This window comes from Brachybacterium sp. Marseille-Q7125 (genome assembly GCF_023062615.1).
Lineage (GTDB): Bacteria > Actinomycetota > Actinomycetes > Actinomycetales > Dermabacteraceae > Brachybacterium.
In genome coordinates this window covers 18,369-44,976 of sequence record NZ_JALLAL010000007.1, presented here as the reverse complement: position 1 = coordinate 44,976, position 26,608 = coordinate 18,369, and the positions used below count along the sequence as shown (strand labels likewise).

Sequence of the window (26,608 nt, the reverse complement as noted above, 5' to 3'; positions counted from 1 at the left end):
GGTGGCGGCATCCGCCTCGCGGCAGAGCGCGGCCGGTGGTGCCCGGCTGAGCATCGGCCAGGTGCTGCAGCTGCTGCGCGATGAGTTCCCCGACCTCGCGCACTCCAAGCTCCACTACCTGGAGTCCGAGGGCCTGATCCAGCCCTCGCGCACCCCATCGGGCTACCGCAAGTACTCGCGCGAGGACGTGGAGCGCCTGCAGTTCGTGCTGCGGGCCCAGCGGGATCGCTTCTGGCCGCTCAAGGTCATCAAGGAGCATCTGCTCGAGCACGGCGTGGACAGCGAGGTCACCTCGATCGCCTCCCGTCCCGGCCCCAGCGCCACCCTGCAGCCTGTAAGGTTGGACCGGCGCGGTCTGCTGCGTGAGGCCGCCGTGGAGGATGATTTCCTCACCGAGCTCGAACAGTTCGGGATGCTTCAGGCCGATGCCCTCTTCTACGGCGCGGCCGAGCTGGAGATCGTGCGGGCGGCTCGCGCGCTGGCCGACGTCGGGCTGCATCCCCGGCATCTGGTGATGGTGCGCACCTCCGCGGAGCGCGAGGCCCATATGATCCGCTCGGTGGCCCGGCCGCGCAGCCGTTCCGGTGACGCTGCGGCCCGCGGGGAGGCGGAGGACCTCGCGCGTGACCTCGCCGAATCGATGAACTCCCTGCATGCCGCACTACTGCGCACCACGCTGCGACAGCCCTGACCCGCCGCGCGCCGTCCCGGAGGATCCGGTGTCAAGCTGCCTGCCCGTCATCTGTCCGTGACCTTCAGTGGGCGTGCCGCGCCCCCGCGCCTGCCTGCGCGCGCTACCCTGGCCTGAGTGCTCTCATCCTTCCCCCTCGGAGAGCCCAGACCCGGAGGTAGCTGTGAACACCACTCGCGGTGACGAACGCACCGAGCAGTCCACTGTGCCCGCGGAACCCGCACAGGGTGTGCTCTTCGACGATGTCGTGGACACCCCCGGCGAGCTCGGCTACCGCGGCCCCGCCGCCTGCAAGGCCGCGGGCATCACCTACCGCCAGCTCGACTACTGGGCACGCACCGGCCTGGTGGAGCCGAGCGTCCGCGCCGCCCATGGCTCCGGCAGCCAGCGCCTGTACGGCTTCCGCGACATCCTCGTGCTGAAGGTCGTCAAGCGTCTGCTCGACACGGGCGTGTCCCTGCAGCAGATCCGTGTCGCCGTCGGCGCACTGCGCGAGCGCGGCATCGATGACCTCGCCGCGATCACCCTCATGAGCGATGGCGCCTCCGTCTACGAATGCACCTCCGCCGAAGACGTCTTCGACCTGGTCCAGGGCGGCCAGGGCGTGTTCGGCATCGCCGTGGGTCGCGTGTGGCGCGAGGTCGAGAACGACCTGCTGTCCCTGCCCGGCGTCAACCCGGCCGATGACGCCGCCCTGGCGTTGCAGGACGAGCTCGCCGCCCGCCGCCGCTCCCGCCAGGCCGGCTGAGCACCACCCGCATCACTCGACGACGCGGCCCGTCCCGGGGAAGGGACGGGCCGCGTCGCTGTTGTCGATGTTGTCGGCGCCGCGCCTGGGTGGCGGCGTGCCTGGGCGGCGCCGCGTCTGCGTGGTGCCGTGTCTGGTGCCGCGACGCCACCTCAGGAGTGCTGTCGCGAGTCCAGCACCGTGCGCAGCAACGCATCGAAGTCCGCGGTGAGCCGCTTGCCCGATGCCCCCTCGTAGCGGTGCAGGGGAACGGCGCCGCCCTGCGCCTGCTGCAGGCCCACGCGCTCCTCGATCACCGGCTCCAGCACGGCATCGCCGAACAGCTCCCGCAGCTCCGCCAGACGGTACTGGTGCTCGACCGACCGCGGCCGGTACCGGTTGACGACGATTCCCAGCGGCAGCAGGCGCGGCGCAATGCCGTCCTCCCGCATCTCCCGGGTCAGCTTGAGCGCCCGATCCGCCGCGGTGACGGCGAAGAAGCCGGGCTCCGAGACGACCAGCGACCGGTCCGAGGCGGCCAGCGCCGTCTGCGTCAGCCCATTCAACGACGGCGGGCAGTCGATGATCACGAGGTCGTACTGGTGCGTGCGCTTATCCAGTGCCTGGCGCAGGCGCAGCAGCTCCTTCGTGGTGGGGGTGGGGGAGTCCAGCACCGCCGAGCGCCCGCTGCCGGGAATGATGTCCAGGTGGCTCGCCGCATCATCCGCCCACGGGGTGGATTGGATCGCGCGATCCACGGTCTCGGTGCGCGGCGAGGAGAGCACCTCAGCGAGATCCAGGCCCGTGGCCGGCTCGCCCATCAGACCGAGGGTCGAATCGCCCTGCGGGTCCAGGTCGATCACCAGGGTGTTCACCTCCTGGTGCAGCGCAGCGGACGCCAGGCCCAGGGTGACGGACGTCTTGCCGACCCCGCCCTTGAGAGAACACACACTCACGATGAACACACCGCGAGTCTACCGACCCCGGGGACCTCGCCGGACCGACGTGACGATAGGGTGCCCACGCGGGGCCCGGCAGCCCCCGGAACGGAGGGACGATGCGCCACGACCTGGTGCTCGAGGTGCTTGACGGCTGCGGAGACAGCGCCCTCACCGAAGCGGAGCAGCTCGGACCGGCGCAGAGCATCGGCCCCACCGAACTCACACTCAGCGCGGAGGACCTCGACGCGCTGCGCACCCTACGCCGCGTCGTCGCCGCGTACAGCACTCTGAGCATTCCGGCCAGGCGCCCCCGGGAGCTGCTGGAGACCTCCGTGCAGCTGCGTCTGGGAGAGATTCTGCAGGACATCGCCCGGCAGCGCCCCCGCCAGCGCTTCCACGGCCTGCGCCTGGAGGCCGCCGGGGCGGACACCCCGGACATGCAGCGCCTCGCCGCAGCCCTCGCCGATCGGGCTGGTATCCCTCAGGATCCCGATGACGGGGACCTGGTGGCGCGCGTTCGCCGCGGGCCGACGGGTGATACCTGGCAGGTGCTGCTGCGCACCACGCCGCGGCCGCTCGCGACCAGGCACTGGCGGACCGTGAACTACCCGGGCGCGGTCAACGCCACCATCGCCGCAACGGTTCTGGATCTGCTGCAGGTGGGCTCCGACGATGACCTGCTGGACCTGACCTGCGGCTCGGGGACGTTCCTCATCGAGCAGCTGCACCAGGTGGCCCCGGCCCGGGCGGTCGGCGTGGACCTGGAGGCGGCGGCGCTCGATGCCGCCCGGACCCATCAGCGCGCCGCTCGGCGCAAGGGCCGGATCGACTGGATCGAGGGCGACGTGCGCGAGGTGCCGCTCGAGGGTGGTTTCACGCGCCTGGTGACGAACCCGCCCTGGGGAACGCTGCACGGTGAGCACGCCACGAATGAAGATCTGCTCGCGGATCTGCTCGAGCGCGCCGCGCAGCTGGCCGCCCCGACCGCGCGCCTGGGGGTGCTCACGCACGAGATCACCCGCATGCACCGGGTGCTCGAGGAACGCGCCGCCGGGTGGCAGCCGCTCCGCGAGCACCGCTTCTTCCAGAAGGGCCACCATCCCCGGCTGTTCCTGCTCGAGCGCCCGTGAGGTGCCGTATGCGTTTGTGAGGCTCGGCTTGAACGCCTGTGCGGCACAGAACGCGCCCGTGCCGCTCCGGGCGTGCCCGCGACCGCTGAGCCGCCCGAGCTCTCAGCAGCTCCAGCCGCCGCGGAATGCCCAGACTCTCACGCTCCCCGTCGGCCCTCCGTGAGCGCCTGCAGACCCACCGGATCCCCGTGGATGCGCACCCGCGCGACCTCATCGCGCCCGCTGACCCACAGCAGCAGCTCCATCACGTCCCCGTGCACCCGCAGCGACCCGTCCCGCCAGCGGGATCCCAGACGCAGCCCGCCAAGCGGAGAGATGAGCGTCACCTGAGCCGGGATATGCGCCATGACCGGCGCCATCCGCCGGACCGTCCGCCACACGTCGGCGCTGCGCCGAGCAGATAGGCGGCGCGGCTCCCAGCCGCCCTGCGCGCGTCGCAGATCCTCGTGGTGGATCAGCAGCTCCCCATCCCCGGTGAGCTGATCGATCCGCCCGGTGGGGGAGAGGGGCCCGGGGCCCTCGCGCAGCAGCTGCACCCGTTCGCTGAAGGACAGCTCCGCCAGCTGCCGCCGACGGCGCTGCAGCGCGAAGCCGGTCAGCGGCCCGGGCACAAGAGAGCCGGCGAGCGCCAGGGCATGCCGCTCACGCAGCAGCAGATGCTCGAGCAGCTCGCTCGCACCCCAGCCCGGCAGGATCGTCGGCGCCTCGGGGCCGAGCTGCTCGAACGAGTCAGCGATCTGCTGGCGCTCCGTCGGTTCCTCCTGGAGCTCTGTAGGTTCGTGCTGGTGCATGGTCGGTTCGTGATCCCGCATGGGGTCAGCTCTGGTTGCTGAAGGCGTCGTCGAAGGCCCCTTCCGCCGGCGGGTAGTCCAGGGACCGGAGCACCTCGAGCGCCTCCTGGGCGCCGTGCAGGCGGTCCATCCCGGCGTCCTCCCACTCGATCGAGATCGGCCCGTCGTAGCCGATCGAGCGCAGCGCCCGGAACGCCGCATCCCATGGCACGTCCCCCCGGCCGAAGGACACGAAGTCCCAGCCGCGTCGCGGATCGCCCCAGGGCAGATGGGAGCCCAGCCGGGTGTTGCGCCCGGTGATGTTCACGCGGATGTCCTTGCAGTCCACGTGGTAGATGCGGTCCGCGAAGTCGGTGATGAAGGAGACCGGGTCGATCTGCTGCCACATGAAATGCGAGGGATCCCAGTTCAGGCCGAAGGCCGGCCGATGGTCGATCGCCTCCAGCGTGCGCTGCGTCGTCCAGTAGTCATAGGCGATCTCCGAGGGATGCACCTCATGGGCGAAGCGCACCCCGCACTCGTCGAACACATCGAGGATCGGATTCCAGCGGTCCGCGAAGTCCTGGTAGCCCTCGTCGATCACGTCCTGGGAGACCGGCGGGAACATCGCCACGTACTTCCAGATCTTCGATCCGGTGAACCCGACGACGGTCTTCACACCGAGCTTCTGCGCGAGCCGCGCGGTGTTCTTCATGTCCTCGGCGGCGCGCTGCCGCACCCCTTCAGGGTCGCCATCGCCCCAGACGGCCGAGCCGACGATCGCCTGGTGGCGGAAGTCGATGGGGTCATCGCAGATCGCCTGGCCCTTGAGGTGGTTGGAGATCGCCCAGACCTTGAGGCCGTGCTTGGCGAGGATCTCCTGACGCTCGGCGATGTAGTCGTCATCGTCCCAGCGGCTGGCGTCCAGGTGCTCGCCGGAGACGGCGATCTCCAGCCCGTCGTAGCCGAAGCGGGCGGCGTGCCCGGCGACCTCGTCGAGGGTGAGGTCAGCCCACTGGCCGGTGAACAGAGTATGGGGGTGCGGCATGGTCTCTCCTGGTAGTGGTAGGCCGGGGGTGGTGGCGGGGTCACAGGCTGACGGTGGCGCCGTCGGCGGCGTCAGAGGCGATCACCGCATCCAGCACGCGCTGCAGCGCCAGACCGTCCTCGAAGGTGGGGGTGAAACCGGTGGGATCGCCGTCACGGATCGCCAGCAGCAGGTCCCGGGCCTGATTCGTGAAGGCGTTCTCCCATCCCAGCACGTGGCCCTGTGGCCACCAGCCCTCGAGGTAGGGGTGCTCCGGTTCGGTGACCAGCACCCGGGTGAAGCCCTGCTGGGCGATCGGCGCGGTGGCATCGAGGTACCACAGCTCATTGGGGTTCTCGAGGTCGAAGCGCAGCGCCCCGTCGGTGCCGTACAGCTCGAGGCGCAGCTGGTTCTTCGCACCGGTGGCCATGCGGGAGACCTCCACCGAGGCGAGCGCCCCGCCGGAGAGCTCGAGGGTCGCCCAGGCGGCATCATCCACGGTGACCGCTTCGGGGCCCGATTCGCCGGGGCGCTCGGGAACCATGGTCGCAAGGCGCCCGCGCACCGTGGTGACCTGCTGTCCGGTGAGGTGCTGGACCTGGTCGATGGCGTGGGAGGCGATGTCGCCGAGCGCCCCGGAGCCGGCGGTCTCCTGCCGCAGACGCCAGGTCATCGGTGCGTCCTCATCGACCAGCCAGTCCTGCAGGTAGCTTGCACGGACCTGGCGGATCGTCCCGAGCTTCCCCTGTGCGCACATCTGCTGGGCAAGAGCCAGGGCGGGAACGCGGCGGTACGTGAAGCCCAGAGCCGCGACCTGCCCGCGCTGGCCGGCCACGCGGGCTGCCGCAGCCATGCGCTCAGCCCCGGCCGTGTCATTGGCCAGCGGCTTCTCGCACAGCACATGCTTACCGGCCGCGAGCGCTGCGATCGCGATCTCCTCGTGGAGGAACCCGGGGGTGCAGATGTCCACGATGTCCACGTCCTCACGGGCGATCACCTCCCGCCAATCGGTCGCATGCTCCTGCCAGCCGAGCCGCTCAGCGGCCTGCGCCACGGCCTGCTCATCGCGGCCGACGATGACGCGGCGCTCCACCGCTGGGACGTCGAAGGCTGCCGCGACGCTGCGCCAGGCCTGGGAGTGGGCGCGGCCCATGAAGGCGTAGCCGATCATGGCCACGCCGAGCGGACGATCGGTGGGATTGGTCATCGCAGTGCTCCTCAGATCAGGCGGGCACGGGGCCGACGGTGTGCGGCGCCGGGCCCAGGCGGTCGGTGGGCTCAGTCGTGGGCTCAGTCGGTGGGCTCAGTCGCGGCCGTCGCGGATCATGTCCACGAGGTTCTTTCGGGAGCGCTCCACGGCCTGAAGGACGTCACCGTCGTAGTCGTCGAACTCGATGACGCCCACCTCGAGCCACGGCGCGGCCGAGAGAATCGCGGGCGCGTCCATCGCGCCTTCGCCGAGCGGCAGCTGGTCCTTCGTGGTCGTTGTGAGCGGGCCGTCCTTGAGGTGGACCAGCTGGACGCGCTGTCCCAGGGTGCCCAGCAGGGCGGCGGGATCGGTGCCGCCCACCGCGCACCAGAAGGTGTCCAGCTCCAGCACCACCCGGGGATCCAGGCGGTCGGCGAGGATCTCCAGGCCGCAGCGGCCGTCGGTGTGCGGGCGGGTCTCCGCATCGTGATTGTGGTAGCCCACCCGGACGCCGTGGATCGCGGCGATGCCCGCGAGCTGGTTCAGTCGCTCTGCGGTAGCGGCGATATCGGACTCCTCCTGCCAGGCCTCGCGGTCGTGGTAGGGCTCGATGATGGTGGTGATGCCCATCGCGGCGGCGGTGCGCAGCACGGCTTCGGGATCCTCGGAGCCCAGCAGGGAGGCATGTGTGGAGGGGGCGCGCAGATCATGCTCGCGCAGCAGTGGTCGCAGCACCTCGGCATGCTCCATGAGGCCGAAGGGCTCTACGGCCGTGAATCCCATCGCGGCCAGGCGCGCGATGGTGGCGGCGGGATCGGCGGCGAGCGCCTCGCGGACGCTGTACAACTGGACGGAGATCTCCACGGCGGGTCACCTCGGATGGCAGCAGAAACGGTGGTCGAGCAGCCTCACCAGCCTATGTCCTCCGTCACACCCCGGCAACGCGGTGCCCGCCTCGAACTCGGCAGATGGCACCCGGAGGGCGCGTGAGGCGGCACACTGCAGCTATGGAACGACACGTGCGGGCATGGATGCGGGCCGAGGTGGCCGAGGGAACGGACGTCGCGCTGCTGGTGGCAGTGGCCGATACACCGGTGGGGAAGGAGAGCCTGCAGGTCACAACGGGGGATGGGCAGACCATCACAGCGCAGGAGTCCCGGGATCGCTACGGCAACCGCATGCATCTGCTCAGCGCCCTGCCCGAGGGATCGGTGGAGATCGTGTATGCCGCACGTGACATCACCGCGGCCGGTGAACCGGTCGTGGAGGACAGCGATGCGGTGACGTATCTGCGGCCCTCGCGCTACTGCGAGGTCGACGAGTTCACGCGGGCGGCTGAGGAGGTGGTGGGCACCGCCCAGGGCACCGATGCCGTCGATGCCGTGGTGCAGTGGGTGGCGGAGCATCTGGACTATGTGCCCGGTTCAAGCACCATCACCGACTCCGCGCGCTCGACATACTTGGCCCGCCAGGGCGTGTGCCGGGACTATGCGCACCTGACCGCGACACTGCTGCGGGCGAGCGGCATCCCCGCCCGCTGCGTAGCCGTCTATGCGCCGGGTCTGGCGCTGATGGATTTCCACCTCGTGGTCGAGGCGCTCGTGGAGAACCGCTGGTTGGTGGTCGATGCCACGCACCTCGCCCCGCGGGAGTCGATGGTGCGCATCGCCACCGGGCAAGACGCGGCCGATACCGCGTTCATGACCACGCTGAACGGGGATCTGCAGCTCACAGGGATACAGGTCACCGCGGTGGTGGACCCGCAGCTGCCGCGCGAGGATCACGAGCAGCGCCTGGCGCTGCGCTGAGCAGCGGGGAACCGCTCAGCAGCGAGGCCCTCTGGTCGGCACCTGCTCCCGCGGACGCTGTCAGGCGTCGTCGGCGGGCCTGTCCGTCGGTCCGAGATCCTCATCCGGTGAATCCGGCGGCCCCTGCTCACGTGAGGTGTTCTCCCCGGCGTCAGGGTGCTCCAGATCGTCGTGCTCGAAGCTCGCCAGGTACTCCTGGACCTCCGCGGCGATGTCCTCGGCCGTCGGCACCTCCGCCCCCGCCCCGGAGGTGATCATCCGGTCGAAGCGCTGCTCGAGCCCGGCCACCATCTCCTGCAGCGGCGGCTGCGCATCGATCTGGGCCTGCACCGCCTCCCGCACCGTCGTGGCCTGGGACTCGAGCTCACGCAGCGGCAGCTGCGGGCCGTGCTCCTCGGCGACGGCGCTCAGCAGCGCCAGCGCCGCGTCGGGGTAAGCCATCTCGTGCAGGTACTGCGGGACGTGGACCGTCAGACCCACCACGTCATGCCCGCCCTCGGCGAGCCGCATCGTGAGCAGCGCCGTGAACGGGGCACGCAGCCGGAACATCCCGGGCATCGGGCGGCGCACCTGGATCGAATCCGGGTCCCCCGCATAGCGGGTCACCGGCAGCTCGCGGGTGTGAGGCACCGGGGCGGGGAAGCCCTGCAGCAGCAGCACCTTCTCGATGCCCAGCTGCTCCACCACGATCTGCAGGGCACCAGCCACGCGCTCCCACTGGAAGGACGGTTCCGGGCCGGTGAGCAGGAAGAACGTCTCTCCGGCGAGGTCGGTGACCTCATGCAGGAGAATCTCCGGCTTCTCGTAATCCACGAAGTGGTCCAGTTCGAGCGTCACCTCGGGGCGCCGCCCGGCATAGTCATACACCTGGTCCATATCCAGGCGTCCCACGACGCGGCTGGAGAGGCTGTTCAGCAGCTCATCGTCGATCAGCCGCTGGGCTTCACCGGCATCGGAGTAGGCGCCGAGGGTCACCAGCAGGGTGCGCCCGTTCAGGGACCGGGAATCCACGTGGCGCTCGTAGCTGAACAGGGTGGTGGGATCCATGAGACCTCCAGGACAGGGCCGCGCTGCGCGGCGAGACGTACAGCCTTCTCAACCCCCCACGGCCCGGATCTATTCCCGGGAGCACAGTGGGGCGGCGCTACCAGGGCGGAGGAGCAGACAGGGCGGGGAGCAGAGCGCGCAGGGGAGAAGAGGCCGCTCAGAGCAGCAGCTGCAGGGAGTCCACCGCGAGGCGCAGGGCGAGCAAGCCGGTGACGATGAGGAACACAGCCCGCACGAACCCGGAGCCCAGGCGCAATGCGAGGCGCGCGCCCAGATAGCCGCCCAGAATGTTCGCGAGCGCCAGCAGCGCCCCGAGCAGCCACCACACATGCCCCTGCAGGCCGAACACGAGCAGCGCCCCCAGGTTCGTGGTGAGGTTCGCAAGCTTCGCATGCACGCTCGCCTCCAGGAACCCGTAGCCCAGCAGCGAGACCAGCGCGATGATGAAGAAGCTGCCGGTGCCCGGCCCCAGCACCCCGTCGTAGAACCCGACACCGCCACCGATACCACCCGCACGCAGCCACTGCGCGCTGCCCTGATGGCGCGGAGCATGCTCGAGTCCGAGGCGCGGCCGGACCACCGTGTACGTGCCGACCCCGAGGACCGCCACCAGCACGACGGGCGTCAGCAGCGGACGGGGCAGCAGGGAGGCGCTCGCAGCCCCGGCTGCACTGCCGACCAGTGCACTGAGAACCAGGGGCACCGCCGTCCCAGCGACCGGGGCGATGCGCCGAACGTACGTGCCAGCGGCCACCGCCGTCCCGGCGATCGCCCCGAGCTTGTTGGTGCCCAGCACTGCGCCGGTCGGTGCGTCGCTCGGCATCGCGGTCAGCAGCGCCGGCAGCTGGATCAAGCCGCCTCCGCCCACCACCGCATCTACCCACCCGGCCACGAAAGCGAGGGCCAGGAGCAGCAGCAGGGACGCGAGCGACAGGGTCAGCAGCTCATCGATCACAGGCACGCCCCGCAGTCAACACCCCGTCGCCGCGGCACACCCAATCGGTGCCACCCCTGCCACACTGGGCGCATGCGCGCACTGATCTGGGACCTCGGCGGCACGCTCGTGGACACCTACCCCGATGTGGACCGGGCCCTGGCCGGGGCGCTCACGGCGCACCCCACGGCGCAGCTCCTGCATGAGGTCGCGACCCTCACGCGCATCTCAAGTTCCCATGCCATCAGCACCCTTGCCGCACGGCACGGAGTTTCCGAGCAGGAGCTTCGCGCCGCCTACGAGGCCACCAAGATCCACTGGCGCACCAGCCCACCACCCGTGGCGGACGGCGCCCGTGACCTGCTCGAGGCGGTGCACCGCGCGGACAGTCTCAACCTCGTGGCGACCCACCGCGAGCGGCAGAGCGCGCAGTCGCTCCTGGACGCGCTGGAGCTGCCGATCGATGACATGGTGTGCGCGCCCGATGGGTTCGCCCGCAAACCGGACCCGGAGATGATCCGCGAGCTTCTACGTCGGCACAGCCTCCCCGTAGACCAGGCGATCGCGGTGGGGGACCGGCCCGCGGACATCGCGGCAGCGGAAGCCGCCGGGGTGCGGGGCTGGCTGCTCGTGACTCCGGGCATCCCGCTGGAGGCACCGACGGACCGCCGCATCAGCAGCTTGCGGGAGCTGCTGCCGCTGTTCACGAGCTGACGGCCCCGCAGCGCACCGTCGGCCGTAGGGTGCCCCAGCAGACTGCTGCCCGGCCCCGTGCGCCGTGGGAGTAGGATCCCAGCGGTCCGCCACCGGGCGGGACGTTGGCAGCACAGGACAGGGTGAGCACAAGCGGTGGCAGGACAGCGACGCGGACTTCTCGCGGACACCCGACCCCTGCAGTCCTCCCCGCACTTCCGCCGTCTGTGGACGGCCAACATCATCACCGTCATCGGGGCGCAGCTGACCGTCGTGTCCGTGCCCGCGCAGATCTTCGTCGATACCGGCTCGAGCGCCTACGTCGGGCTCGCCGGACTGTTCGGCCTAGTGCCGCTCGTGATCCTGGGCCTATATGGCGGATCGCTCGCCGACCGCTTCGACAAGCGCACCCTGCTGCTCATCACCACGCTCGGACTCATCGCCACCAGCGCCCTGTTCACGGTGCAGGCCGCGCTGCCGGAACGGAACGTCTGGCTGTTGCTGTCGCTGTTCGCGATCCAGCAGGGCTTCTTCGCCCTGAACCAGCCTGCTCGCACCGCGCTGCTGCCGGAGATCCTCGACGAGGACCTGCTGCCGGCCGCAAACTCCCTGAACATGACGGTGATGAACGCCGGGGGGATCGCTGGCCCGCTGGTCGCCGGGGCTCTGCTCCCTCTCACCGGCTTCACCTGGCTATATGCGATCGACACGGTGACGCTGCTGGCGACGCTATGGGCCGTCGTGCACCTGCCCGCCCTGCCCGGCGCGGGCTCGAGCGGGACTGTCGGCCTGCGCTCGGTGATCGAGGGACTCGTCTACCTTGCCGGGCATCGACTGCTGCTCATGAGCTTCGTCGTGGACATCATCGCAATGGTCTTCGGCATGCCCCGAGCCCTCTTCCCCGAGATCGCGCATGTTGACTTCGGAGGCCCCGCCGCAGGCGGCATCGCCTTCGCACTGCTGTTCGCCGCCATCCCCGTCGGCGCCGTGCTGGGCGGGGTGTTCTCCGGCTGGGTCTCCCGCGTACGCCGCCACGGCCGCACCATCGTTCTGGCGATCGCCGTCTGGGGGCTGGGCATCACCGTGTTCGGCGCCGCCGCGATGCTCGCCAACGGCAGCGGTGGAATCTGGCTCGCGATCGGCGTGGGCGCCCTGGTGGCCGCCGGCGCTGCGGATATGGCCTCCGCAGCGTTCCGGCAGACGATGCTGCTCTCGGCCGCGTCCCCGGCGGTGCGCGGACGGTTGCAGGGCGTGTTCATCGTGGTCGTCGCCGGGGGACCGCGCATCGCCGATGTCGTCCACGGCGGGGCGGCCGGGATCGTCGGCACCCCGGGCGGCGCGGCGCCAGTGACACTCATCGGCGGGGTGATCGTGGTCGTGGCGATGGCAGTCATCGCCGTGCTGGCCCGGCGCTTTTGGACGTATACGCCCCGCTGACGGTTACGCCCCGCTGACGGTCGCCCGATCGATCCGCCGTCACCCTCGTCGGGCCGGGTTCGGGCCCCTCACCACCGTTGGTGGACGTCCTCCGCGAAACCGGTGATGCCAGCGATCTCGAGGCGTTCGCTGTCATCGGTCCAGGCGGTCCCGGACCAGGTGCCGAAGCACTGATGCGTGTGCGAGGAGACGAGCCCGAGGTCCGTGTGGGACTGCTTGAGGTGGAACGGAACCAGGGTGAGGTCCAGCCGTTCACCCCAGATCCGCCACGGCGCCATCCAGTTCTCGGTGTCGTAGTCCCACACCAGTTCCTCGCTGATCTTGTGCAGGCGGCCGTCGAGCTGCAGGGCGTTCTCCACGACCCCGGAGCCGTCGGTCCACCGGCCGCCCACCTGGATGCCGAGCGCGCGGCCGTCGGCCAGGCGCCCGGTCCCGGCTCCCCAGTTCCAGTGCACCCGGTGCGGCCAGCGGCCCCGCCCGTGATCCAGTACCGCCCAGGAATGTCCGGCCGGGATGGGATGGGTGATTCCGTCGATGCGCAGCCATCCATCGGCGGGCCGCGCCGCGTCCTTGACCGTGTACTGGAAACGCCGGTCGTCCCACGGCACCACGACGCCCAGGAATTCATGGCCCGCGGGCCTGCGCGCGATGACATCCAGCTCGATCCGCGCGGAGCGGGCCCGCAGCCGCGTCCCGCCGGGCACCTCATCGACCCCCAGCTGGAAGGCGCGGGTGAGCGCCCGGGCCGAACCGTCCCCGAACGTCGGCGGGAGCGTCATCCCGCGGCCGAACGGGGTCACGGCCTCATAGGAGATCTCCTCCTCGGTCTCGCGGTCCAGCACCCACAGGCTCGGCACCCCGGCGTAGTCGATATCGGAGATGACCAGGGCCACGATGTGAGCGTCGGTGGTGATCGCCCAGTACTCCCAGCGTTTGGTGCGCGCCCAGGAGGAGGGGCGGCGGCGCGAGCCGGAGAAGCGGGGTGCGAGGGCGTCGGTGCGGTGCAGGGGTGTGCGCGTGAAGCCGACGGCCTGCGGGTTCAGCAGCCCGGCGGCGTTCGTGAGCGAGACCGGCGCGGTGATCTCCTCCTCACTGACCGGCACTGGGCGGGGGAGTGGGGCGGTGCCGCGGACCGCATGCTCGAAAGCCTCCTGCAGCTGGGCGTGGACGGCGCGGACCCGTTCCCGATCCACCTTCACAACCTTCCGGTCATAGGTGACCAGGCCGTTCACCTCAGATTCCACGTCCGACAGCTGCGTGTACACCGCTGCGGCAAGACCCTCGCGCAGCGCCGGGAGCACCTGTCGGCGCTGCAGATCCATGAAGGCCCGCTGGAACTGGGGGAGGGAGGGGAAGCGGCGATACCCGAACTCGCGATCGCTCCACGCATGCTCGGGCAGATGCACGCTATAGCCGCCGTATTCGCTGAGCACCGCCGCGCGGGGGTCGCGGGCATCCGCTGGGGAGAGGCGGTAGGGGCGGAAGTAGACGTGGCGGGAGACCATGTCCCCGCCGCCTTGGTCGTGCCAGCCGCTCGCATGGTCGATCAGGCGCGTAGGGTCGAGCTCCCGCAGCTCCGCGGTGATGTCGAGGGCGTCGAACTGTCCCCAGCCTTCGTTGAACGGGATCCACGCCACGATCGACGGGTGGGCGCGCAGATGTTCGACCGTGCCGCGCAGCTCCGCCCGGAACTCCGCGCGGCCCAGCGCGTCGGTGCGCCCGAAAAGGCGATGCCACCGGTCCGGCAGCTGCAGCGGCGTGATGGCCGGGGCGGAGATCACGGCCGGGTGATAGGTGGAGCCGCCGCTGACCATGTCCTGCCACACGAGCATCCCCAGGCGGTCGCAGTGGTGATACCAGCGGTCCGGCGCGATCGTGATGTGCTTGCGCAGCATCGTGAAGCCCAGGTCCTTCGCGAGCTCGATGTCGAAGACCATCGCCGCATCGGAGGGGGCGGTCATGAGCCCATCGGGCCAGTACCCCTGATCCAGCAGCCCCAGATGCAGGTAAGGCTTTCCGTTCAGCAGCAGCCGGTTGCGGCCCTGCGCATCGGGCCCAAGCCCTACCGAGCGCATCCCGACGTAGGAACGCACCACGTCATCGCCGCAGCGCCCCTCGACGTCGTAGAGGAACGGGTCCTCAGGAGACCACGCCCGTACCGGCGTCGTGAGCGGGATCCGGGTGGGGGTGCCGACGGGGATGTGCGCGGTGACGGCCTGCCCGGTGTCGGGGGCGGTGATCGCCACCTCGGCGCGCAGGCTCGATGGGCCACCGCCAGTCGTCGGCCGGTCCGGTGCATCGATCTCGAGGCGCACCTCCACCTCGCCGTCCGCCAGATGCGGCGTGAGCTGCAGCGTTCGGATGAACATGTGGGGGACTGCTTCGAGCCACACGCTCTGCCAGATCCCGGACTGGGCGGTGTACCACATGCCGTGCGGGCGCGAGGACTGCTTCCCGCGGGAACGATACGAGGTGTCGGTGACGTCGCGGACCCGCACGACGAGCTCGTGGGCGATGCCGGGGGAGAGGTGCTCGGTGAGCTCCACCGTGAAGGGCAGGTATCCGCCAAGGTGAGAGCCGATCTCGACGCCATCCAGCAGCACCGTGCAGTCCTGGTCCACGGCGCCGAAGTGAAGCAGCACCCGCTGCCCGGTGAAGGACTCGGGCAGGTGCAGGCGGCGGCGGTACCAGAGCACATCCTCGGGGGTGACGGTGCACTGGACGCCGGAAAGCGCGGTCTCGGGGGAGAAGGGCACGATGATCTCGCCATCCCACGTGCCCGGGGTCGTGGCTGCGGCGGTGCTCCGCGCGGGCGTGATCGCGTACTCCCAGGGCCCGTTGAGCGACAGCCAGGTCTCGCGCTCGAGCTGAGGGCGGGGATGCTCGGGCAGCGGGTGCGTGCGATCCAGGGTCTCGCCCCAGGGGGTCATGAGCGTCATCGGTCAGCCTTCCGGTGGTGGGAGCGCAGCAGTGTCAGGCGGGGTCATCGGCGGCTCCAGGCAAGGGACTGGTTCCATCATGCGCGCCGCAGCGGACCAGGGGGAGGAGGACACGGGGCAGGAAGGATTCCCGCCCCCGTACACAATGGCTACACTTGTAGCCATGACTATCGAATCGACCATGGCCCTGCGTGACGTGAAGAACCGCTTGTCCGAAGTGGTGGATCACGTAGAGCGGGAGCGCGGGCGCGTGACGATCACTCGGCATGGGAAGTCTGCCGCCGTGGTGATCAGCGCCGACGATCTTGCAGCCCTGGAGGAGACGCTGGACATCATGAGCCGACCGCAGCTCATGGGGGAGATTCGCCAGAGCCTCACAGAGCTTGCCGCCGACGGCGGGACAGCGCACACGAAGGACGAGATCCTCGACCTACTGCATCGATGAACGGCGAAACCTTCGGCATTGAGTGGTCGCCGGCCGCCACGCGTGCCATCCAGAAGCTGCCGGAGAAAGTCGCCGTTGCGGCCGCCGAGTTCATCTACGGATCGCTCGCCGAGAACCCGCGTCGAGTGGGTAAGCCGTTGCGGTTCGAGCTGGAGGGACTGCATCGTGCTCGACGCGGCGACTATCGCGTGATCTATCGGATCTCCGACGTGGTCACCATCGTCGCCATCGATCATCGCTCGACGGTCTACCGGTGACGGAGAAGGGGTGGCCCGCCTGGCGGGTCGAATCCCTCCACTGCACTTTACATAACGTACATTATCGGCTCGCTACGGAAAGTTATCGAATCTCCGCACCCAACAGCGTCCATCCCACTGCGCGTGCGGCCTTCCGGTCGACGGTCACCACCGCGGATGCCCCAACGCGGCGCGACGCGCACGAGATCATGGCGCGGGCAAAGTCGGCGCCTGCCTCCGCGCGGTCCAGCGCAGGCGCCAAAAATCTCAGTCCGACGCCAGCTGGGGACTCAGGCTGTCTCACTCTGAGCCCCTGTCACGTCAGCCATCACGCTCCCGCGCCCGGCGAGGATGAAGAACAGGATCGACAGCAGCGCGCCGCCGACCATGACGATCGCCATCGGCAGCGCTGTGTGCGTACCGCCGAGGCCCACCAGCGGCGCCGCGAACGAGGCCGCGAAAGAGAAGCCCAGCCCCAGTATCGCCGAGCCCGTGCCGGCGAACTCGCGCGCTTCGTTCGAGGCGAGCGCCCCGCCGTTGCCGAAGATCAGCCCCTGCGGCGCGACGGTGAAGAAGAACGCCGGCAGCACGATCCACACCGGCGTGCCGAGGAACAGGCTGCCGATCAGCAGGGCAAAGGATGCGAGCGTCACGACCGTCAGTCCCGCTCGGATCAGGCGGCGCGGGTGCATCGTGCGCGTCAGATGCGCCGACAGCAGCGACATCGACATCATGCCCACCGAGTTGATCGCGAAAGCGATGGAATACCCGGTGGAGCTGAAGCCCAGCATCTCCTGGAGCACGAAGCTGGAGGCGGACACATATGCCATCAGCGCGAAGGCCGAGAAGGCGTTCACCAGCATGTAGGCCACGAAGGTGCGGCGGCGCAGCAGCACGCCCGTGTTGTGCAGGAAGGTGCGGAACCCGCCGGAATGCCGACGAGAGAGCGGCAGGGACTCCGGGATCAGCCACAGCACGCCCACCAGGGAGATGAGCGACATCCCCGCGATCACCCAGAAGATCTCGCGCCACTGGCCCACCAGCAGAATCATGCCGCCCAGTAAGGGTGCGACGATCGGCGCGATACCGCCCACGCCCTGCATGATGTTCATGATCCGGAACAGCTCAGGGCCGTCGGTCATATCGATCAGCACCGCGCGTCCCAGCACCATGCCGAATCCGCCGCCGATCCCCTGCAGCACGCGCATCACCAGCAGCAGCTCCACCGACGGGGCCAGCGCACAGCCGATCGAACCCAGCAGCGCCAGCAGAATGCCCAGGATCAGCGGTGCACGCCGACCGAGCCGATCCGAGAGCGGTCCGGCGACCACCTGTCCCCCGGCGGCGCCCATGAAGAAAGCGGTCAGGGTCAGCTGCATGCTCGCCGCGCTGCTCGCCAGATCCGAGGCGACCTGCGGGAAGGCCGGGATGTACATGTCGGTGGCCAGCGGGCCGATCGCGCTCAGCGTGGTGAGCACCGCGATGACCAAAGCGGTGACCTTCCCGCGCGTGCCCTGCAGCTCATCCTCCCCGGGCAGCTGCGCGAACTCCTGATCCGCGGGATCCTCGAGCACCGGAATCGCCCCGGTGATGGTGGGAATCCCGCCGGTGATCGTCGGAATCGACCCGGTCGTGGTGGTCGGGATCGACCCGGTGGTGGTGGGCACGGGGTCCGACGGGCTGGTGTGCTCGCGCGGGGTGTCGTCGGCGGTGGACACGAGGGCCTTTCTACTCGCGCAGGACAGGGTGGGGATGCGTCGAGCCAGGCGGATCCACAGGGATCTCGCCCGGCTCGAAGCCCACATCCTACGGCCGACGGGAACGTTCTCGAAATGTCATTCCGCGTTGAGGGAGGACACGTTCCGGCGCCGCTCGATGAGCCACACCACCCCGACGGCCAGCAGATCCAGGGCGATGAAGGTCAGCATGAACGGGCCGCCCATCCCCACCGACCGGTCCAAGGTCAGCTCCGCGCCATCGTTGAACACGCTGCCGATCGCCATCATCACCACGTTGTTGGCGACGTGGAAGGCGATCGGGGCCTCCAGGCCCTTGCTGATGATGGCCATCACGGCCATGGAGAGTCCGAAGACGGTGTAGTAGGCCAGCAGCCACGGATCGATCGAGGCGTGAGAGATGCCGAACAGCACGGTGGAGACCGCCACGCCGAGCACCAGGGCGGGACGCACCGGCCGCACCCACGAGCTGATGGCCGGCATGATCGTCCCGCGGAACAGCAGCTCCTCCCCGGCGGCCTGCAGCGGCGTGGTCAGCAGCGCCACCGCCAGCAGCCCGATGGTGGTCCCGGTCAGCGCGACACCGGAGATGGACTGCGGCTGTGGCGCGAGCAGCTCGCTGATCCCCAGTGCCGCGAGCACCAGCAGCGTGAAGATGGTCAGGCACGTCCCGAGCCGTCCGGCACTCGGACGGTGCGGCGCGGCCAGCAGTGTGCGCAGCGGGACCTTGGCGACGATACGGGTGAGCACCGCGGCGATGACGCCCGTGAGCGCGAGCGAGAGGTTCACGGCGAGCAGCATGAGCGGAGAGAGCGTCGTCGAGTCAGGATCGCGGCCCAGCAGCATGATCTCGCCGATCGTGACCGCGGTGACGGTGACCAGCTGCAGGATCAGCATGAGCCCGAGCAGTCCGATGGTCAGCAGGATCGGTGCCCACCAGGGCATGCGCAGATGCGCGCCGAAGGGTCGGTCGGGCTGCGATGATCCCCCGTCCGTCGCGGTCGGAGCCTCGGGCTGCGAGGTGGTCGGGACGGAAGCTGGAGGTGTCGTCGTCATCATGGGAGCGAGTATGTTCGCTCTTGGCTGCGCGGCCCTTCCGCCGAGCGGTGCGATGTGATCCACCGTGGTCGAGCGATCAGCCGTGGCAGGACCCGACGATCGTCGGTGGTGAGGTGGCACTGGGGCGGCGATGGTCAGCGACCCGCCCCGGGCGATGCTGCGAGATCCGCCTCGCGCAGGCGCTTCTGGTAGGTGGGGTCGGTGCGCTTCAGCCAGCGGATCACGGCACTGGTCACCGGGATCATCGCGTACTGAACCAGCACCTTGTACAGAAAGCCCAGCAGTGTGTATTCGAACCACTGCTCGAGGGTCGTGATGCCGATGGCGACCGACGCGATCGAGCAGAAGATGATCGTGTCCACGAGCTCCCCGAGGCCGCTGGAGGTCAGCAGGCGCCCCACCAGGCCCCGCTCCCCCATTCGGTTCTTCATCCGCGAGACCACCTGGGAGTTCAGCGTCTGCCCCGCGAGGAAGCCCGCGAGGCCCGCGAGGACCACGATCCACACCGGCCCGAGCGCGACCTCGAGCGCGGCCTGCTTGGCCAGCCCGTACTCATCGGGGAACGGCGGCAGAGCGATGATCACGTGATAGGAGACAGAGGCCAAGACACTCACGACGAAGGACGTGAAGATCGCCCGACGAGCGGCCCGCGGCCCGTACAGCTCGGTGATGATGTCCCCCAGCACATACGCCAGGGGGAAGAGGAAGAAGCCGCCGTCAGTGATGACCTCGAAGCCGATGCCCGGGATGGTGCCGAAGCTGACCCCTTTCGCAGCGCCGATGCCGGAGAGGATCACGACGGTGACCATGGCGGCCAGGAGGATGTCGAAGTGCGAGGAGCCCCGGTCGGCGTAGACAGCGCCGACCGGGCGTCCAGAGTGCGGTGGAGTCTCGGTCGTAGGAGAAGTGCTGTGCGAAGTCACCGGGGCAGAGTACCCGCCGTGCTCGTCCTTGCGATCCCGAGATGCGTCGCAAGCCGCCGGGCCTGGGAGGAATGCGGTGGGGTGTTCAGCTCTCCCGCAGCGCCACGAAGGCCTTCAGGGTGCCGAGGATCGTGGTGGTTGCCACGTCGGTGACATCGCGCCCTTCGAGCTGCTCACGCAGCATCAGATCAATGAAGATCCCGGTGAGCAGCTGGGCGAGATCCGCGGTGGGCAGCAGCGCCCGCTCCCCCGTCTCCGCCATCCGATGTTCGAGCAGTGCCCCGATGCGCTCGCGCATCCTCCCGAGCTGATGGGCGAGGGCTGCCCGCATCTCAGCGTCGCGCAAGGAGCGGGCGGTCGCCTCGGTGTACAGCCGCGACCACTGTCGCCCGAAGGGGCGGATCCCCTCGAACACCGCGAGCATCTGCCGCATATCCACGCCCTCCCCGGCCCCATGCGGATCACCCTGCATCGCGCGGCCCACGGCGGCATCGGCGATCGCCAGCAGTTCAGTGGTGACCTCATCGAACAGCGCCAGGAACACCTCTTCCTTGTGCGTGAAGCTGGAGTAGAAGGCGCCGCGGGTGAAGCCGGCGGCCTTCACCAGGTCATCGACGGTGGCCGCGTCGATCCCCTTGTCGACGAAGACATCGAGCGAGGCCCGCACCAGGCGGGTGCGGGTGTTCTCCTTGCGGCGCGTGGCGGCGGATTCCGGCAGCGGCTCAAACAGCTCCGTCATCGCATCTCCAGCTCGGTCATGGGTTCTCCACCTCGGTCATCGCATCTCCAGATCGGTTATGGCGCCCCGCGGTCGGTCACAGGGCGGATGCGCGCGCGGCGCATCACAGGGAAAGGAGGTGCCTCACCTCCGGACAGGTGCCGTTGAAGACGGCTCGGCAGGGCCGATAGTATCGCACCGATACGATCGCGTATCGAATGCATCGTTGTCTCGAGTCTGTCCCGGCGCGGTACCAGCCGCGCCTCGCGGCGTCTCATCTCTCCCGTCGTGACCTGGAGGTCCCGTGTCCTCATCGCTCTACCGCCTGGGCCGCACCATGGCCGCACTGCGCTGGAAGATCGTCGCGGTGTGGACCGTTCTGCTCCTGCTCAGCGGCGCCCTGGCGGCGGGACTCGGCGGCAGCTTCTCCACCGAGTTCGAGATCCCCGGTACCGAGGGCCAGGAGGGCCTGGACACCCTCGCCACCCGCTTCCCCGAGCTCGCCGGGACCTCCGGACAGGTCGTGCTCGTGACCCGCGACGGCAGCGACATCGATGATCACCGCGCGGAGATCACCGAGCTCATGGGAGACATCGCGGAGGTGGACGGGGTTGCCGAGGCACCCGACCCCTTCGGTGAGATCTCCCCCGGCACCCGCAACGACGATGACACCGCGATGGTCGCGCAGTTCCAGATGGACGGTCAGGTCGGGGAGTACCCCGCGACCGCGGTCGAGGAGATCCAGCACCTCGTCTCCCAGGCGGACTCCGACGGCCTGGAGATCCACGCGGGCGGGCAGTTCCTCCAGAGCGCAGAGATTCCCTTCGGGGCCGGCGAGATCATCGGCGTCATCGTCGCCCTGATCATCCTCGCGATCGTGTTCCGGTCCTTCGTCCCCGCGGTCATCCCGATCGTCACCGCCATCACCGGGGTGGGCATCGCGATGCTCTCCCTCATGGCGCTCTCCGCCGGGATCTCGATCCCCTCGGTCACCACGGCGCTCGGGGCCATGCTCGGCCTCGCCGTTGGCATCGACTACGCCCTGTTCATCCTCTCCCGTCACCGCGACCAGCTCGCGCGCGGGGATGACGTGCGCGAATCCATCGGCAAGGCCCTCGCGACCTCCGGAAGCGCCGTCATCTTCGCGGGACTGACCGTCGTGATCGCCCTGGTGGGCCTGTTCATCACCGGGATCCCGTTCCTGACCATCATGGGTGTGGCCGCCGCTGCGACCGTCGCACTGTCCGTGGTGGTGGCGCTGACCCTGCTGCCAGCGCTCATGGGGATCCTGGGTGAGCGCCTGCGCCCCCGTCGGATCCGCCGTCTGATGGCCCAGCATGACGGCGCCCTGCCTGCCGATGCTGAGGGGCAGCACTCCCCCGGCGGCTTCAAACTTGCCTGGGTGCGCCTGGTCACCAAGGTTCCCGCGCTCACCATCGTGCTGGTCATCATCGGCATCGGGGCCGTCTCCGTTCCCGTGAAGGACCTCGAGCTCGCCCTGCCGGACCTCGGCACCGAGCCTTCCGGCTCCCCCGCCCGCGTCACCTACGACCTCATCAGTGAGGAGTTCGGTCCCGGCTACAACGGGCCGCTGCTCGTGACCGCTGACATCATCAACTCCACCGACCCCCTCGGTGTGGTCGAGGACCTCGAGAACAACATCGTGGATCTCGGCTCGGTGGAGGAGATCCAGATCGCCACTCCCAACCGTGGCGCCGACATGGCCGTCGTGGTGGTGATCCCCGAGGGCGGACCCACCGACGAGAGCACCAAGCAGCTCGTACGGGACCTGCGCGAGAGCGCCCCGGCCTGGGAAGAGGAGCTGCGGATCAGCGAGATCACCGTCACCGGCTCCACCGCCATCGGCATCGACGTCACCGACAAGCTCTCCGCCGCGCTACTGCCCTTCGCGCTGTTCGTGGTGGGGCTGTCGCTCGTGCTGCTGATGCTCGTGTTCCGGTCCATCTGGGTGCCGCTGAAAGCCTCGATCGGCTACTTCTTCTCGGTGCTGGCCGCCTTCGGAGCCACCGCGATGGTGTTCGAGTACGGCTGGCTGAACGGGCCGCTGTTCGTGGACGTCAACGGGCCGGTGGTCTCCTTCATGCCGATCATCGTCATGGGCGTGCTGTTCGGCCTGGCCATGGACTACGAGGTGTTCCTCGTCTCGCGGATGCGCGAGGAGTACGTGCACACCGGTGATGCGCGCGGCGCGATCGAACGCGGCTTCACCGCCAACGCCCCGGTGGTGACCGCCGCCGCTTTGATCATGGTGTCCGTCTTCGCCGGGTTCGTCACCAGCGGCTGGTTCATGCTGCAGCCCATCGCGGTCGCCCTGGCAGTGGGCGTGCTCGTCGACGCCTTCGTGGTGCGCATGACGCTCGTCCCGGCTGTCCTGGCCCTCCTGGGCGAGCGTGCATGGCGCCTGCCGGCCTGGCTGGATCGCCGCCTGCCGGTCGTGGATGTCGAGGGCGAGGGCCTCGCCGGTGTGCTCGAGCATCGTCGTTGGAGCGCCGAGCACGGCGAGCACGCCCTGCGCCTGGAGGACACCATCGCCCCGCTGATCGGGGAGGACGGCACCATCGGCCCCCTCACCGGCACCCTCTCCCCCGGCCAGCTGCTGGTGGCCCGCACCAGCGATGACGCAGCCCGCGCCGCTTTCCTCGCGCTCGCCGGTGGGCGGCTGCAGCCCACTTCCGGGATCCTCGCCGTACATGACCGCATCGCCCCCGATGACCTTCCGGCCATGCAGGCGCGCGTTCACTGGATCGGTGCCGGGGCTCCTGTCGCCCGGCGTCTGGCTGCTCTGCCCGCCCGGAACCTGGGCCGCGAGCTCATCATCATCGAGGACCTTGCGGACCTCGCCCATGCCGCCGCGGCAGAGGATGACGCGCTCGTCGAACGTCTCGATGCGCTGCTAGCCGCCGGCGCCACGATCATCGTCGGCTCCCGCGTCGAGGGCACCTCCCCGGCCGAGCAGCACCTGCACCGCACGCTGCGTGACCCGCGGCGCCTGACAGCTCTAACCCTCCAGCGCTCCCCCGACCACTCCCGTGAAGGAGCTCTCGTATGACCCGCCTGGCCCACCCCCGCACCCTGCTCGTCGTTCTGCTGCTGCCCGTGCTGGTGGCGGCCCTGGGCCTGTGGGCCCTCAGCGGACGCGTGGACCGCCTGGATGCCGTGCCCGCTGCCGTGGTGAACCTCGATGAGGGGGCCGAGGTCACCGACGCCGACGGGAACACCCAGATGGTGCCCTTCGGCCGGCTGCTCGCCGGTGCGCTTACTCAGCCCGGCACGCTCGAGGACGCCGACGCCCCCGACACCACGGGCTTCGACTGGCAGCTGACCAGCCACGATGATGCGAAGGAGGGGCTCGCCGATGGCACCTACTCCGCCGTCATCGTGATCCCGGAGAACTTCTCCCGCGACCTCGCCACCATCGGCACCCCCGAGGCGACGCCCGCCATCATCGAGGTCACCACCAACGACGCCTCCGGGCAGATCAACTCCCTGGTCGGCGCCGCCGTGGCCGAGGCTTCCGCCTCCACCATGGGCGGGCAGATGGCCGAGCAGTACCTCGATGGGCTGTACCTGGGCTTCAACAAGCTCGGCGATGGTCTGCGGGAGGCCGCCGACGGCTCCGAGGAGCTCGCCGATGGTGCGGGGGATCTCGCCGATGGCACGGGTGAGCTCGCCGATGGCGCTGATGACCTGGCGGACGGTGCCTCCCAGGCCGCCGATGGCACCGCGGAGTTCCGCGACGGCGTGTGGTCTCTCGCCGATGGCACGCGTCTGACCGCGAACGGCGCCGATCGTCTCGCCGGTGGTCTGGACACCCTCGCCGATGGCACCGAGGAGCTCGCCGACGGCACGGCCGCGCTCCAGGACGGGATGCGCGGAACCGCCGAACAGCCCGGTCTCCTGGATGGCGCCCAGCAGCTGGCCGACGGCGTGACCGGCGACGGCACCGCCCAGAACCCGGGGCTCGAGGGCGGCGCTGAGCAGCTCGCAAGCGGACTGGAGCAGTACGCCGACGGCGTCGCCCAGGCCGGCACGGCCGTGACCGGCGACGGCACCGCCCAGAACCCCGGACTGCTGCCCACCGCCCGGCAGGTCGCCGGTGGCACCGAAACCCTCGGGGAGGGCGCGCAGCAGGCGGCCGATGGTGCCGCGGCGCTCGGAGACGGCGCCCAGCAGCTCGCCGACGGCGCGACCCAGCTGGATGAGGGGGCGACGGAGCTCGCCGCCGGCGCCTCCCAGCTGGGCGAGGGTGCTCAGGACCTCGCGGACGGCACCGCTGAGATGGCCGACGGTGCGAGCGGCATCGCCGACGGCATGAGCGAGCTCGGCGAGGGGGCGCAGCGCACCGCCGAGGGCACCGCCCAGCTCGCCGAGGGCATCAACGGAGACGGCACGATGCTCAATCCCGGCATGGTCGCCACCGCCCAGGGGCTCGCCGATCAGCTGTGCGGCGCCTCCCCCGGATCGCCGGAATGCCTGCAGGCCCAGGGCCTGCTGGCCTACGCGCAGGGCGTCGATGAGGGCCTGAACGGGGACGGCACCGCCCAGAATCCCGGGCTCGTCGCCGGCACCCAGGGGATCGCCGAAGGCCTGAACGGCGATGGCACCGCCGAGAACCCCGGCCTCGTCATGGGCGTGCAGGGCATCTCCACCGGCCTGAACGGGGATGGCACCGCCCAGAACCCGGGGCTCGCCGCCGGAGCGCAGGGCATCGCCGAGGGCCTGAACGGGGACGGCACCGCCGAAAACCCCGGGCTCGTCGGGGGCATCGAGGCGCTCGCCACAGGGGTCACCGGGGACGGCACGCCCGAGAACCCGGGCCTTGCCGCCGGGGCGCAGGGCATCGCCGATGGGCTCAACGGAACCCCAGAGCAGCCCGGCTTGGTGCAGGGCACCCAGCAGCTGGCCGATGGCATCAACGGCACCGCCGAGCAGCCGGGCCTGGTGCAGGGCACGCAGGGCATCGTCGCCTACGGCGAGGGCCTGCAGCTGGCGTTCGAGGGCGATGGCACCGCCCAGAGCCCGGGGCTGACCGCCTCCGCGCAGCAGCTCGCCACCGGAGCGCGGCAGAGCGCCGCGGGCGCCGGGCAGCTCGTCGGTGGCGTGACCAGCCTGCGCGATGGGCTCGCCCAGTACGCGGGCGGCGTCGATGAGCTGGCCGGGGGTACCGGGCAGCTCGCCGAGGGGGCTCGCGCCAGCGCCGATGGTGCCGCGGAGCTCGCGGAGGGCGCCGGGGAGCTGTCCCAGGGCGCCGATGCGCTCGGGATGGGCGCCGACCAGCTCGCCTCCGGCTCCCGCCAGCTCGCGGGCGGCACCCGGGACCTGGCCGATGGCGCCGGCGAGCTCGCGGACGGCACCGGGGAGCTCGCCGACGGCTCCGACGAGCTCGCCGGCGGGCTGCGAGAGGGCGCCGACGCCGCCCCGTCGTACGACGAAACGGATCGCCAGCGCATGGGTGAGATGGCCGCCGACCCCGTCGGCACCTCCCTGACCCGCCAGAACGAGGCCAGCGGCGCGGACACCGCGACGTTCCCCTTCGTCACCGCGCTCGCGCTGTGGCTGGGCGCGTTCGGCACCTTCCTGCTGCTGCCGGCGCTGCAGCGGCGCCTGCTGGACCGGGCCCTGCCGATGTGGCAGGTGGTGCTGCGCTCGCTCGCTCCCGCGCTCGCGATCGCCGTGGTGCAGACCGTGGCGGTGCTGGCAGTGCTGACCATCGTCGGGATCTCCCCCGTCTCCCCGGTGTCGGTGGGGCTGATCGCCCTGGCGGGCGCGCTGATGTTCGCGGCGCTGCACCAGACGCTGCTGGCGCTGCTCGGGGATCGGATCGGCCGAATCGCCTCGGTCGTGCTGATGGTCCTGCAGGTAGTGACCCTGGTGGGTATCCTGCCGGTGCAGACCGCTCCGGGGCTGCTGCAGGCCCTCAGCTCCCTGATGCCGCTGTCCTTCGTCACGGAGGGGCTCGTGCATGCGGCGCTTGGCGGATCCCTCGTGAGCACCTCCGGGACGCTCGCCGCAATCCTCACCGGCGGCCTCGTATGCCTGCTGGTGACGCTGGTGGTCTCCCGCGGCGCCCGGCGCAGCGAGAAGGCGGACCACATCGACGCCACGGCGCTGTCCGCGGCCGCCTGAGTGGTCCTTTC

General features: G+C 70.0%; 22 protein-coding genes. 10 read left to right on the top strand and 12 right to left on the bottom strand.

Annotated elements, in window-relative coordinates; translation table 11 throughout:
- Position 1 precedes the first annotated feature (1 nt).
- Both MU407_RS03345 and MU407_RS03340 read left to right on the top strand, forming a co-directional pair.
- Entirely contained in the window at positions 2–691 is a 690-nt protein-coding gene (locus MU407_RS03345; protein ID WP_102235969.1) for a MerR family transcriptional regulator, read from the top strand.
- Between the two features lie 163 nt (positions 692–854).
- Positions 855–1,439 (top strand): MerR family transcriptional regulator, encoded by a 585-nt coding sequence (locus MU407_RS03340; RefSeq protein ID WP_102235970.1) that lies wholly within the window; start codon positions 855–857, stop codon positions 1,437–1,439.
- A 152-nt stretch (positions 1,440–1,591) separates the two neighbouring features.
- Here MU407_RS03340 and MU407_RS03335 read toward each other — a convergent pair whose 3' ends face one another.
- Positions 1,592–2,383 carry a ParA family protein gene (locus MU407_RS03335; protein WP_246955330.1) on the bottom strand — a complete coding sequence of 264 codons (792 nt, stop codon included), beginning with the start codon at positions 2,381–2,383 and terminating at the stop codon, positions 1,592–1,594.
- Between the two features lie 92 nt (positions 2,384–2,475).
- Here MU407_RS03335 and MU407_RS03330 point away from each other — a divergent pair, with 92 nt between their 5' ends.
- The gene (locus MU407_RS03330; protein ID WP_246955329.1) at positions 2,476–3,489 is read left to right on the top strand and encodes a methyltransferase; all 1,014 of its coding nucleotides are present in this window, start codon (positions 2,476–2,478) and stop codon (positions 3,487–3,489) included.
- Positions 3,490–3,626: 137 nt separating this feature from the next.
- Here the strand turns inward: MU407_RS03330 and MU407_RS03325 are convergent, their stop codons facing one another.
- The 4 genes from MU407_RS03325 to MU407_RS03310 all read right to left on the bottom strand — a co-directional run bounded on the left by MU407_RS03325 (position 3,627) and on the right by MU407_RS03310 (position 7,339).
- Positions 3,627–4,280, bottom strand: coding sequence for a TIGR03085 family metal-binding protein (locus MU407_RS03325; RefSeq protein WP_246955327.1), 654 nt, complete (start codon positions 4,278–4,280; stop codon positions 3,627–3,629).
- A 25-nt stretch (positions 4,281–4,305) separates the two neighbouring features.
- Positions 4,306–5,307, bottom strand: coding sequence for a sugar phosphate isomerase/epimerase family protein (locus MU407_RS03320; protein WP_246955325.1), 1,002 nt, complete (start codon positions 5,305–5,307; stop codon positions 4,306–4,308).
- 40 nt (positions 5,308–5,347) lie between these two features.
- Positions 5,348–6,493: a Gfo/Idh/MocA family oxidoreductase gene (locus MU407_RS03315; protein WP_246955323.1), complete on the bottom strand. Its 1,146-nt coding sequence runs from the start codon at positions 6,491–6,493 to the stop codon at positions 5,348–5,350.
- Between the two features lie 96 nt (positions 6,494–6,589).
- Entirely contained in the window at positions 6,590–7,339 is a 750-nt protein-coding gene (locus tag MU407_RS03310) for a sugar phosphate isomerase/epimerase (RefSeq protein ID WP_246955321.1), read from the bottom strand.
- A gap of 143 nt (positions 7,340–7,482) precedes the next feature.
- Here MU407_RS03310 and MU407_RS03305 point away from each other — a divergent pair, with 143 nt between their 5' ends.
- Complete coding sequence (locus tag MU407_RS03305) at positions 7,483–8,283, top strand: transglutaminase-like domain-containing protein (protein WP_246955319.1); 801 nt, start codon at positions 7,483–7,485, stop codon at positions 8,281–8,283.
- 60 nt (positions 8,284–8,343) lie between these two features.
- On the opposite strand, the gene MU407_RS03300 is transcribed toward MU407_RS03305, so the two are convergent.
- Together MU407_RS03300 and MU407_RS03295 are read right to left on the bottom strand one after the other, a co-directional pair.
- Entirely contained in the window at positions 8,344–9,330 is a 987-nt protein-coding gene (locus tag MU407_RS03300; RefSeq protein WP_246955316.1) for a PAC2 family protein, read from the bottom strand.
- A gap of 157 nt (positions 9,331–9,487) precedes the next feature.
- Positions 9,488–10,291, bottom strand: a complete 804-nt coding sequence (locus tag MU407_RS03295; RefSeq protein WP_246955313.1) for a TSUP family transporter — start codon at positions 10,289–10,291, stop codon at positions 9,488–9,490.
- 66 nt (positions 10,292–10,357) lie between these two features.
- Here MU407_RS03295 and MU407_RS03290 point away from each other — a divergent pair, with 66 nt between their 5' ends.
- Positions 10,358–10,978 carry an HAD-IA family hydrolase gene (locus MU407_RS03290; RefSeq protein ID WP_246955311.1) on the top strand — a complete coding sequence of 207 codons (621 nt, stop codon included), beginning with the start codon at positions 10,358–10,360 and terminating at the stop codon, positions 10,976–10,978.
- Between the two features lie 135 nt (positions 10,979–11,113).
- Positions 11,114–12,394: an MFS transporter gene (locus MU407_RS03285; RefSeq protein WP_246955310.1), complete on the top strand. Its 1,281-nt coding sequence runs from the start codon at positions 11,114–11,116 to the stop codon at positions 12,392–12,394.
- A 68-nt stretch (positions 12,395–12,462) separates the two neighbouring features.
- Here MU407_RS03285 and MU407_RS03280 read toward each other — a convergent pair whose 3' ends face one another.
- Positions 12,463–15,333: a DUF2804 family protein gene (locus MU407_RS03280; RefSeq protein WP_246955305.1), complete on the bottom strand. Its 2,871-nt coding sequence runs from the start codon at positions 15,331–15,333 to the stop codon at positions 12,463–12,465.
- A 163-nt stretch (positions 15,334–15,496) separates the two neighbouring features.
- Between MU407_RS03280 and MU407_RS03275 the strand changes: the two genes are divergently transcribed.
- The gene (locus MU407_RS03275; protein ID WP_246955303.1) at positions 15,497–15,778 is read left to right on the top strand and encodes a type II toxin-antitoxin system Phd/YefM family antitoxin; all 282 of its coding nucleotides are present in this window, start codon (positions 15,497–15,499) and stop codon (positions 15,776–15,778) included.
- Positions 15,775–16,035, top strand: coding sequence for a type II toxin-antitoxin system RelE/ParE family toxin (locus MU407_RS03270; protein WP_246955302.1), 261 nt, complete (start codon positions 15,775–15,777; stop codon positions 16,033–16,035). The genes MU407_RS03275 and MU407_RS03270 overlap by 4 nt, the downstream gene beginning before the upstream one ends.
- Positions 16,036–16,304: 269 nt before the next feature.
- On the opposite strand, the gene MU407_RS03265 is transcribed toward MU407_RS03270, so the two are convergent.
- From MU407_RS03265 to MU407_RS03250, 4 genes are all read right to left on the bottom strand, one after another.
- Positions 16,305–17,732 (bottom strand): multidrug effflux MFS transporter, encoded by a 1,428-nt coding sequence (locus tag MU407_RS03265; RefSeq protein ID WP_246955286.1) that lies wholly within the window; start codon positions 17,730–17,732, stop codon positions 16,305–16,307.
- 117 nt (positions 17,733–17,849) lie between these two features.
- The gene (locus tag MU407_RS03260; RefSeq protein WP_246955283.1) at positions 17,850–18,695 is read right to left on the bottom strand and encodes a CPBP family intramembrane glutamic endopeptidase; all 846 of its coding nucleotides are present in this window, start codon (positions 18,693–18,695) and stop codon (positions 17,850–17,852) included.
- Positions 18,696–18,943: 248 nt separating this feature from the next.
- Positions 18,944–19,732 (bottom strand): queuosine precursor transporter, encoded by a 789-nt coding sequence (locus MU407_RS03255; RefSeq protein WP_246955280.1) that lies wholly within the window; start codon positions 19,730–19,732, stop codon positions 18,944–18,946.
- 85 nt (positions 19,733–19,817) lie between these two features.
- Positions 19,818–20,471: a TetR/AcrR family transcriptional regulator gene (locus MU407_RS03250; RefSeq protein WP_246955278.1), complete on the bottom strand. Its 654-nt coding sequence runs from the start codon at positions 20,469–20,471 to the stop codon at positions 19,818–19,820.
- A 283-nt stretch (positions 20,472–20,754) separates the two neighbouring features.
- Here MU407_RS03250 and MU407_RS03245 point away from each other — a divergent pair, with 283 nt between their 5' ends.
- Positions 20,755–23,520 carry an MMPL family transporter gene (locus MU407_RS03245; RefSeq protein WP_246955275.1) on the top strand — a complete coding sequence of 922 codons (2,766 nt, stop codon included), beginning with the start codon at positions 20,755–20,757 and terminating at the stop codon, positions 23,518–23,520.
- Positions 23,517–26,597 (top strand): YhgE/Pip domain-containing protein, encoded by a 3,081-nt coding sequence (locus tag MU407_RS03240; RefSeq protein ID WP_246955272.1) that lies wholly within the window; start codon positions 23,517–23,519, stop codon positions 26,595–26,597. Before MU407_RS03245 ends, MU407_RS03240 begins: the two co-directional genes overlap by 4 nt.
- The last annotated feature ends 11 nt before the right edge of the window (positions 26,598–26,608 follow it).